Below are 9486 nucleotides of genomic sequence, written 5' to 3' on the forward strand. Positions count from 1 at the left end.
CTGAGTGTTACTTCACCGCCGCCGGATCCGGCTTATCGGGGGCGATGCCATACAGCGCCATGGCGCGGTTGACCTCGCTGCGGGCGATACGGCCTTCGTCAGCCAGCAGTTTCAACGCGGCGAGCGCGATGAAATGGCGGTTGACCTCGAAGAACTCACGCAGCGCCTCGCGGGTGTCCGAGCGACCAAAGCCGTCGGTGCCCAAGGCGATAAAGGTGCGGTCGGGCAAGAACGGTTTGATCTGATCGCCGACGATCTTCATATAGTCCGTCACCACCACCACCGGGCCGGGATGCGCCGCCAGCAGGCTCTGAATATAAGGAACTTTCGGCGGATCTTCCGGATGCAGCAGGTTCCAGCGTTCGGCCGCCATGCCGTTGCGGCGCAGCTCGCTCAGGCTGGTGGCGCTCCAGATATCGCTGGCGACGCCAAAGTCCGCCGCCAACAGCTCCGCCGCCGCCAGCGCCTCGCGCATGATGGCACCGCTGGCGACCAGCTGAGCGCGCGGGCTCTCTTGGTTTGTCGTTTCGCTCTGTTTGAGCAAATAGGCGCCCTGGATGATCCCGTCCTCCACGCCTGCCGGCATCGGCGGCTGCGGGTAGCCCTCGTTGAGCAAGGTGATGTAGTAGTAAATATCCTCTTGTTCAACGAACATCCTGCGCATGCCGCTCTGGACGATCACCGCGAGTTCATAGGCATAGGTCGGATCGTAGGAGACGCAGCTGGGGATCACCGAAGACAGCACGTGGCTGTGGCCGTCGTCATGCTGCAAGCCTTCGCCCATCAGGGTGGTTCTGCCGGAGGTGGCGCCGAGCAGGAAACCCTTGGTGCGTGCGTCGGCCGCCGCCCAGGCGAGATCGCCCACCCGTTGCAGCCCGAACATGGAGTAGAAGATATAGAACGGGATCGTCGCGACATCGTGGTTGCTGTAGGCGGTGCCGGCGGCGATCCAGGTCGATATCGCACCGGATTCGTTGATGCCTTCCTGCAAAATCTGGCCGTCTTTGGCCTCTTTATAGTAGCTGAGCTGCCCGGCGTCTTGCGGGGTATACAGCTGGCCGAGCCAGGAATGGATGCCAATCTGGCGGAACAGGCCTTCCATGCCGAACGTGCGCGACTCGTCCGGCACGATGGGCACGATCAGTTTGCCGATGTTGACGTCTTTGAGCAGCGTGCCGAGGATATTAACGAAAGCCATGGTGGTCGACATGTTGCGTTCGCCGCTGCCCTTCAGGAGGCCGTCGAAGCGCGATAGTTCCGGTATCGCCAGCGGAGCGGATTGGCCGAAGCGGGCAGGGATGTAGCCGCCCAGCGCGGTGCGCGTCGCGGTGATGTACTTCGCCGCCGCGCTGTCGGGTTCGGGCTTCAGGTAAGGGATCTCTGCCAGTTGGGCGTCGGAGATGGTCAGCCCTAAACGGTCGCGGAAGGCTTTCACCGCATCCTGGCTCATTTTTTTCAGCTGGTGGTTGATGTTCTGCCCTTCACCGGCTTCCCCCATGCCAAACCCTTTGACGGTTTTGGCCAGCACCACCGTCGGCCTGCCCGGGGTATGCACCGCCTGATGGTAGGCGGCGTACACCTTTTGCGGATCGTGGCCGCCGCGGTGCAGCGCCCAGATCTCATCGTCGCTCAGGTCGGCGACCAGCTCGAGCAATTCCGGATACTTGCCGAAGAAGTGCTCCCGCACATAGGCGCCGCTTTGCGACTTGAAGGTTTGGTAATCGCCGTCGACGCACTCCATCATGCGCTGCATCAGCAGCCCGGAGCGGTCTTTTTGCAGCAGTTTGTCCCAGCCGCTGCCCCAGATCACCTTGATCACCTGCCAGCCGGCGGCTTTGAAGGTGCCTTCCAGCTCCTGAATAATCTTGCCGTTGCCGCGCACGGGGCCATCCAGCCGTTGCAGGTTGCAGTTCACGACGAAGATCAGGTTATCGAGTTTTTCTCGCCCGCCCAGCGCAATCGCCGCCAGCGATTCCGGCTGATCCATCTCGCCGTCGCCGAGAAACGCCCACACCTTTCTCCCCTGGTGCGGTTTCAACTCGCGGTATTCCAGATAGCGCATGTAGCGCGCCTGGTAGGCGGCGGTCAGCGGCCCCAGCCCCATCGAAACGGTGGGATATTGCCAGAAATCCGGCATCAGCCGCGGGTGCGGGTAGGAGGAGAGGCCGCGGCGCGCGGATTCGCGGCGAAAGTTGTCGAGCAGCTCCTCGTCGATGCGGCCTTCGAGATAGGCGCGGCCATAAATGCCGGGGGCGGAATGGCCCTGGATATACACCATGTCGCCGGCGAAATCATCGGTGCGCCCACGGAAGAAGTGCGTGAACCCCACATCGTAAAGCACCGCGGCCGATTGGTAGGTGGCGATATGCCCGCCGACGTTGGAATGTTTGCCGGCACGCAGCACCATCGCCATGGCGTTCCAGCGAATAAACGCATTGATGCGCGCTTCAGCGGCCAGATCGCCGGGATACGTCGGTTGCTTATAGGCCGGGATCGTATTCACGTAGGGCGTGGTGACCAGGCTGAAGAAATCACCGTGTTTTCGCTGATCGGCTTCGGCCATTCTTTCCAACAAAAAATGCGCGCGTTCACGGCCGTCGATGTCAGTGACACCTTCAAATGCCTCAAGCCATTCAGCCGTCTCTTGTGGGTCGAGATCTGCTTTTACCGCAGGTTGGTTCATAAAAGCTCCAAATGTACTTACCTGATAAGGCGCTGAGCGATACAGGGATTCAGTGAATTGCAAGTGCAAGAGTTGCAAATGCAACAATGGCGAAAGCCACTCTATCCCTTTACAATTGCAATTGCAACTCACCGGTTTTGACGAGAAAAATGACATGACAGATAAACAACCCGACCTGTGGTTCTCCTTTGTGCGCGCGCATCGGGCGATGATCAGAAAGATAGAGGCGAAGTTGTCGGAAGCGGGGCTGCCGGTTTACGCCTGGTATGACGTGTTATGGGGATTGGAAAGCGGGGAAAACGGCACACGCCGCATGCATGAGCTGGCGGACGTGTTGGTGATTGAGCGTTACAACCTGACCCGCCTGATGGATCGCCTGGAAAAAGAGCGGCTGGTCACGCGTTTTCGATCGGATGACGATCGCCGGGCCTCCTTCGCGACTATCACCGAGGAAGGCAAGGCCCTGCGGAAAAAGATGTGGGAGATCTACCGTTCGGTGGTCAACACCCACTTTCTCAACCAGTTCAGCGAAGAAGAGGTCGCACGCTTCTCCGACGCGTTGAACAATGCGATGCAGCTGGCCAGAGAGTGATCAGGCATCGGGCGTGATGTGCAGAACGCGCAGCGCATCGGCGATCAGCGCCGAAGGGATTTTCTGCTCGTCGGCCAGCAGTTTAAGGGCGCAGAGCGCAATCCATTCCGCCTGCGGGTAGTGGATTTCGCCGCGCACCCGTGAATCTGAGCCCACCGCGGCAAAGCGCGCGGGAATGAATCGCCTGAGCTGATTGGCAATCAGGTGCGAGTAGTCGGTAACGGCGACGACGGGGGCATTCCCGGTACCCAGGCACGTTTTCAGATGGCATTCGCCGCCGCTGTCCTGGCGCTGCATGTCGGCGAGTTCGGCGTCCTGCGCCAACCGCGTGTAGCTGGGGCAACTCCAGATTTCAGACGCAATCCCCCAGTTTTTCAACACTTTGGCCGCCTGCTGAACGCGGGCGAGCGCTCGGCCAGCACCGCACAGACGAACCTGCAACGGCGAGTCTGCCGCGGCGGCGACACGATACATTCCCTTGAACGCCTGTTCTGCGACAAACGGTTCCCCTGAAGAGAGGGGGCCATTGTCTGCGTTGGTCGCGAGATACACCATCTTCCTCGTTCCCTCCAGATAGAGCGCGTGGAGGGCGTGATGGAGTATCGCGCCGGTTTCTCGGGCATTGGCCGGATCGAAAGGCAACCAGCCCGGCATGGCCGTGAGCTGAAGCGGGAACCAGGCCTGAACGCCTTTGGGCAAATCGGCACTGCCAGTATCCGCATCGCTGATGAAAATCCCTTTACGATTGGTTTCCGGCTCAAGCCCGCGAAGCATGTCCACCGAGGGCGTGTTGACGAAGTAAAACAGCGGCTTCTCATAACGCTCTGATTGATGGCCAAACCAGAGCGGCCAGGCGGTGGCGTAGTGGGAACTCGGTGGCTCGGTGCGCCTTCTGCCGTCGATAAGCCAGATGTCGCCGCTGGCGTTAAGTTCGTCCAGCGTTTGCGCCGTCCAGGCGCTGGAAGAAGGGCGCGAGGCGCCGGCTTTTTGACTGACGGAGGTCATCTTGCGGATACAGGCTTCGGCCAGGGTTTGGGTTCTGGCCGAAGCGGCGGGCAGTGTTATACGTTGAGGCGACATGCGGAGTACCCTTTTTTAGTTGCAAGTGCGATGATTGTAATTGCAATTCATGGCGTATGCCAATGACTTCTGAACAGGCCGCCGCCGTCCAGGCGTGACCTGCGCCGGTATATTCAGGTTCTGCGGAAGGGAGCCTATTTGTTTCACCGACCAGACAGCCGTCATCCGTTGTCCTTATTTCTGCGGTTTTTTATAAATGGCGGGCAGCTAAAAACGGTTTGCCGATATTACTCAGGCACGCGTTAGTGAACGCTAAACGAGGATATCGGCATCTTAAAAATAAAACGAAATAAGGATGAAAGCATATGCCTGGATTTAATTATGGTGGTAAAGGGGATGGAACTAATTGGAGTTCTGAACGCGGTACGGGCCCAGAGCCGGGGGGCGGCGATAAAGGCCATTCCGGCGATCGCGATCGCGGCGGCGCCGGCGTTGGCAGCAGCCCGGAACAGCAACAGATAGCGGCGATCCAAAACGATCCGGCGCTGCGCATGAAGCTGGCGGCGGTGATTAAGGCGGCGCGCAGAATTAACCCGGATGCGAAATTGCATATTGAAAGCGTCAGCCCATCCGGCACGCTGAGCCTTTCCGCCACCGGTTTGACGGCCGATCAGGCGAAGCACATTGGCCTGGGGGGACTGGTGATGGGGGTCAACGCCAAGGGGGTGACAGTGGCGATCGGGGATATCGAAACCGGCCATGCGCGCAAGCCCTCAACCCCTGGCAAAGGCGGCAACAATGGCCTGAATGCCGGGCAGATCGGCGCCTCTTCGTTAGGCAGTTTCGTGACAGACTCGCATCGCGATCGGCCCGTCAGCGGCTGGCATGGCAACGGCAAAACCGGCGAATTCTCGACGACCCGCACGACCGGGAGTTACTACGGTTTTCATCATTTGAAGGTGGAAAAGCAAGACGGAGTGGCGACCTACAGCCTCTACTATAAGGCCAATAAGAACCGGCCCGCGTTTATCGCCGTGGTGAGAGGGGATAACCTGAATGCCATGGAGGTGAAATATGCCAACGGCAAGCCGGTAAAATCGCCCGGCTCGGTAAAAACGATCGTTAAGGACTTCGTCGAATATCAAAATGCGAAATTAAAAGCCATCAAGGATGGCGTCAGCCTGGCCGCAGGTATCAATAAAGATATCGCGGAAAAGATCGGCGCGAAATACGCCAAACTCGCCAAGGATTTGGAGGCGGGAATTCAAGGAAAATATATCCGCAACGTGCAAGATGCGGAGAAAACCTACGAGCAATTGACGAAGGGCCTGAACAAAAAGCTCAAGGCGCAGGACAAAGCGGCGATTGTCGCCTGGCTGAAAATGATCGATGCGGAACAGTATGCCCGCAATGCGCGGGTATTGGGCAAGGTCTTCACCGGGGTGGACTGGGCGATCAAGGGCGCGGATCTGGTAAACGCCGCGATTGAAGGTTTCTCTACCGGCAATTGGAAAGCGTTCCGCAACCAGCTCGAAGCGCTCGGGTTGTCGATCGGCGCAGGGTATACGCTCTCCGTTATCGCCGCGTTTTTCGCGCCGACGCTGGTGTCGTCGACGGTGGGCATTTTCGCCTTCGCTTACCTGTTTGGCTGGGCCACCAGCTATATCGATGCGGCCCTTGCAGGAGAACTGGAAAAATTCATCCTCGAGATGTAACAAGCTCATGACAGAAGAGGGGGCATGCCCCCTCTTTTATGGGGTATGAACGCGCCCTGAACAATGCATTAGCATGTCTCATGTAGTTCTTAAGTTGATGATTTTTATCTGTGTAGTTAGTCTTATGTAGCCATCTCCCCGTCATCGGATAATTTCATTATTTTTCTTCCTGTTATGTGATTTTCTTCACGTAAAACACTATTTATCATCCTTTATTCATTAGTGATATTTACATATAACAATTGTTCTCCTAGTTTGTTCATGGTTATTAACATTCGGATTAATGTTCTGTTGGAGTATGGATATGTTGACAGGAAAGTGGGTGCCTCTGCCCTTTATCCTTGTGGTTTCCTTATTGGCTGGGTGTATTGAAGTGGATATGTCCGTTCCCAGCTTTCCGGATATGGCTGCCAGTTTCGGTGTTTCTGAAGGGCATATTCAGCGTACGATCACCTATAACTTCTTGGGATTTGTGTTTGGCGCGTTGATTTATGGCCCACTGTCAGAGTCGATTGGTCGACGCAAAACCATGTTGATCGGTGGGGCTATCATGCTGTTAGGTGCTCTGGGATGTACCTACGCCACTTCAATCGATCTTTTGATGTTGTCCCGCTTTATTCAGGGGTTGGGGGCTTGCACGCCGGTGGTAGTGGCTTACGCGATCATCGCAGACCGTTATCAAGGGGCGGCCATGTACAGCATGATCGGTCTGGTTAATGCCTGTATCTCGATTTTCATGTCGCTAGCGCCAATCGCCGGTGGTTGGATTAATGAGCATTGGGGGTGGAGAGGAAACTATGCGGTTGTCGCGGTGATCACCGCAGCGGCGGTACTGCTGGAATTGTTGTTCCTGCCGGAGACGAAGAAAGAAAAAACGCCATTCGATCTCAAAGCCATTGTGGGAAGCTATGCCCGGCTGACGGCGAGTTTCCAATTCATGCGATTATCGTTGATTCCTTCACTTTTCTTTGCTGCTTATATGGTATTCATCGCCTCCAGCGCTTTTCTTTACCGTGAAACCTTTGCGTTCTCGCTGTCGGCATTTGTCGTTCACTTTTTTATTATCGTGGCGTCATTTTCAATCCCCAGCCTCTTTTCCGCCCGTATTATCGCCGCGTTTGGTGGCGATCGGCGCGCTGAGAAAATCGGTATGGCGTTAGCCATCGTCAGCATTCTCGCTCTACTGACGGCGACAACGCCTTGGGCTATTACCCTGCTGATGAGCCTGTTCTGCTTCGGTTTTTCTATCTGCTATCCGACGCTGTTCGCACGTTCCATGAGTGTCTACCCGGAAATTTATGGTGTGGCGGCCTCCTATATCATGAGCATGCGCTCGCTGCTGGTTGTGGCTATCACGGGGATGGCCAGCTACGTCTTTATCGGGCGGCCGGAGGAAATGAGCTATGTGATGGCGAGTGTGATAGGCGTTGTCGTGTTGTTGTCTATGTTGAGTATCGTGGCATCCCCAAGCAAAGCTGAAGAATAAATAATCGTTTTCGCGTGACCCCCGGCTAAATATTTATATTTGGCCGGGAACGGCATGACTTTTTTAAATACATGTATTCCTTCATCTGGAGAATATCTATGGAAAATGAAACCATGGTTTCGAAGGGCGGTTTGTCTGCCGCCTATACTGATAAATGGGAACAGCGCGCATCAATAAGAACCCGCCCCGGTAAATTTATCGACTTTACTATTCCTGGCGCATTTTTCCCCGAGGAGAATCAGCCGATATTTTTGGCTGACATGATGAGCGGCATGGACAATGAGAGGAAGTCAAAAATACTTACTCAGTCATTGTTTAAATACCTCAATGATATCGTTAATCTTGAGATCAAACTCATTAACTCAGCATGCAATAAAATTATCTACGGCGATCTCGCTGTCAAATTTGACGAACAGATTAAATTGAATGCCTATACCGTCATCATCGATGAGTATTACCATGTTTATATCGCCAGACATATGATCAATCAACTTAGAGAGCATGATGCCGATCTCGGTGCGCTGAGTTACCCGGATTCTGACGCCTATGTGGCCGTTACAGAGGTGATGAAACGGTTACCTGAGCGCTGCCATGACATTTTCGAGATCATTGCGGTGTGCATTTTCGAAACGACCCTGGTGAGAGAGCTGGTGGAGTTCTTTAATAGTGACGGCGTTCATCCATCGATTAAATACTATGTTAATGACCATATGAACGATGAGTCCAGACACTATATTTTCTTTCTCGAATTACTTGGCTATATCTGGACGAGGTTGGATGAAAACGATCAGGCGATGATCGGCGGGCAGATCGCTGATTTCGTAAAAATGTATTTGAATGTTGAATCAGAGAAACAGTTTAACATTGAGCTGTTATCGAAGATAACTCATGATTGCGAAGCCAGCCGGGAGTCAATCAATAAGGTTTATCGCGGTTTTGAAGTGACGCCTGATGTCCCCATTGTTAAAAACGTGCTAATGGCTTTGAAACGAACCGGCATTCTGAATTCGCCGATAGTGCGCCAGGGATTCGAAAATATTGGTTGGATAATTTAATCATGGAGATGGGTATGGATAGTTTCGCCTCGCATAAAACACATTCTAAACTGGCCTATTTGACTGAAACAAAGATGTTGGCCGATGAAATAAAAGCGCGTTTACGGAATAGCAATTCGCTTATTCTTCCATTAGAGAGAAATCTTGAACTGGTCGATCAATTGACGGAGTTTGAGCTTGGTCGTTTCCTCCTGCATAACCGCGGCCTCAATGGCTACTGGACGTCTTACATTTTCCAGCATCCCGCCGGAAAACCCGCCGAACATGTTTTGGAAGACTGGCTTCTGAATCGCTCGTTGCTGTGCCGGGCGCGCGAGCGTTACTACCGTTATCAGACCTTGCTGGCTGAGTTGATTACGCAGGCGGAGACGCTGGCTTCAATCCCGTGCGGTGTGATGGATGATTTATTGGATTTGGATTACAGCGGCCATGGCGCGGTGCAATTGACCGGCATTGATCTTGACCCGGAGTCACTTTATCACGCCAACGAAAAGGCCAAGCGCGTTGGCATGGCGAACCGTTGCCGATTCTCGCAGCAGAATGCCTGGGAGTTAAAAGAAAAAAACGCTTTCGATGTGATTACCAGTAACGGCCTGAATATGTATGAGTCTGACCCGGACAGGCTGGTGGCTTTGTATCGTCGGTTCTTCGAGGCATTAAAACCAGGGGGAACCTTGTTGCTCAGTTTCCTCACGCCACCGCCGGAAAAGAACGCGCCCACCGGGGAGTGGGATAAATATGAAACGCCAATGGCGGACCTTTTGCAGGAGTTCGCGATCTTTGGCGACATTATTCAGGCTACCTACCTTAATTTCACTTCAGAAGCAGAGATCAGGCAACAGATAACCCAGGCAGGGTTCACGGTTAAAGATATCAACTACAGCTCACGCGGCGTGTTGCCGATCCTCGTGGCGGTAAAACCCTGATAACCCAAA

7 protein-coding genes are annotated in these 9486 nt (G+C 54.6%); 5 read left to right on the forward strand and 2 right to left on the reverse strand.

The genetic code is table 11. The features are described from left to right. Positions 1–7: 7 nt before the first annotated feature. The gene (gene aceE / locus ACJ8HA_RS02695) at positions 8–2683 is read right to left on the reverse strand and encodes a pyruvate dehydrogenase (acetyl-transferring), homodimeric type (RefSeq protein ID WP_049204966.1); all 2676 of its coding nucleotides are present in this window, start codon (positions 2681–2683) and stop codon (positions 8–10) included. Positions 2684–2837: 154 nt separating this feature from the next. On the opposite strand from aceE, the gene ACJ8HA_RS02700 reads away from it, so the two are divergent. Then, entirely contained in the window at positions 2838–3275 is a 438-nt protein-coding gene (locus ACJ8HA_RS02700) for a MarR family winged helix-turn-helix transcriptional regulator (RefSeq protein ID WP_025303324.1), read from the forward strand. Here ACJ8HA_RS02700 and ACJ8HA_RS02705 read toward each other — a convergent pair whose 3' ends face one another. After that, positions 3276–4355, reverse strand: a complete 1080-nt coding sequence (locus ACJ8HA_RS02705; RefSeq protein WP_038876720.1) for a transketolase-like TK C-terminal-containing protein — start codon at positions 4353–4355, stop codon at positions 3276–3278. It abuts the gene before it with no gap. A gap of 491 nt (positions 4356–4846) precedes the next feature. On the opposite strand from ACJ8HA_RS02705, the gene ACJ8HA_RS02710 reads away from it, so the two are divergent. The 4 genes from ACJ8HA_RS02710 to ACJ8HA_RS02725 all read left to right on the forward strand — a co-directional run bounded on the left by ACJ8HA_RS02710 (position 4847) and on the right by ACJ8HA_RS02725 (position 9477). Further along, a complete protein-coding gene (locus ACJ8HA_RS02710; RefSeq protein ID WP_262237333.1) occupies positions 4847–6010 on the forward strand; it encodes a colicin-like pore-forming protein in 1164 nt (387 codons plus the stop codon). A 304-nt stretch (positions 6011–6314) separates the two neighbouring features. After that, positions 6315–7496, forward strand: coding sequence for an MFS transporter (locus ACJ8HA_RS02715; protein WP_049209473.1), 1182 nt, complete (start codon positions 6315–6317; stop codon positions 7494–7496). A gap of 98 nt (positions 7497–7594) precedes the next feature. Further along, complete coding sequence (locus tag ACJ8HA_RS02720) at positions 7595–8551, forward strand: diiron oxygenase (RefSeq protein ID WP_025303320.1); 957 nt, start codon at positions 7595–7597, stop codon at positions 8549–8551. A gap of 14 nt (positions 8552–8565) precedes the next feature. Beyond that, a complete protein-coding gene (locus ACJ8HA_RS02725) occupies positions 8566–9477 on the forward strand; it encodes a class I SAM-dependent methyltransferase (protein WP_025303319.1) in 912 nt (303 codons plus the stop codon). Positions 9478–9486: the final 9 nt, after the last annotated feature.

It is taken from the genome of Serratia sp. CY33802, assembly GCF_052169095.1.
GTDB lineage: Bacteria > Pseudomonadota > Gammaproteobacteria > Enterobacterales > Enterobacteriaceae > Serratia > Serratia bockelmannii.

Bases quoted from the DNA above. Each gene is read 5' to 3' on its own strand.
- aceE (WP_049204966.1), bottom strand. From the start codon at position 2,683: ATGAACCAACCTGCGGTAAAAGCAGATCTCGACCCACAAGAGACGGCT.
- ACJ8HA_RS02700 (WP_025303324.1), top strand. From the start codon at position 2,838: ATGACAGATAAACAACCCGACCTGTGGTTCTCCTTTGTGCGCGCGCAT.
- ACJ8HA_RS02705 (WP_038876720.1), bottom strand. From the start codon at position 4,355: ATGTCGCCTCAACGTATAACACTGCCCGCCGCTTCGGCCAGAACCCAA.
- ACJ8HA_RS02710 (WP_262237333.1), top strand. From the start codon at position 4,847: ATGAAGCTGGCGGCGGTGATTAAGGCGGCGCGCAGAATTAACCCGGAT.
- ACJ8HA_RS02715 (WP_049209473.1), top strand. From the start codon at position 6,315: ATGTTGACAGGAAAGTGGGTGCCTCTGCCCTTTATCCTTGTGGTTTCC.
- ACJ8HA_RS02720 (WP_025303320.1), top strand. From the start codon at position 7,595: ATGGAAAATGAAACCATGGTTTCGAAGGGCGGTTTGTCTGCCGCCTAT.
- ACJ8HA_RS02725 (WP_025303319.1), top strand. From the start codon at position 8,566: ATGGATAGTTTCGCCTCGCATAAAACACATTCTAAACTGGCCTATTTG.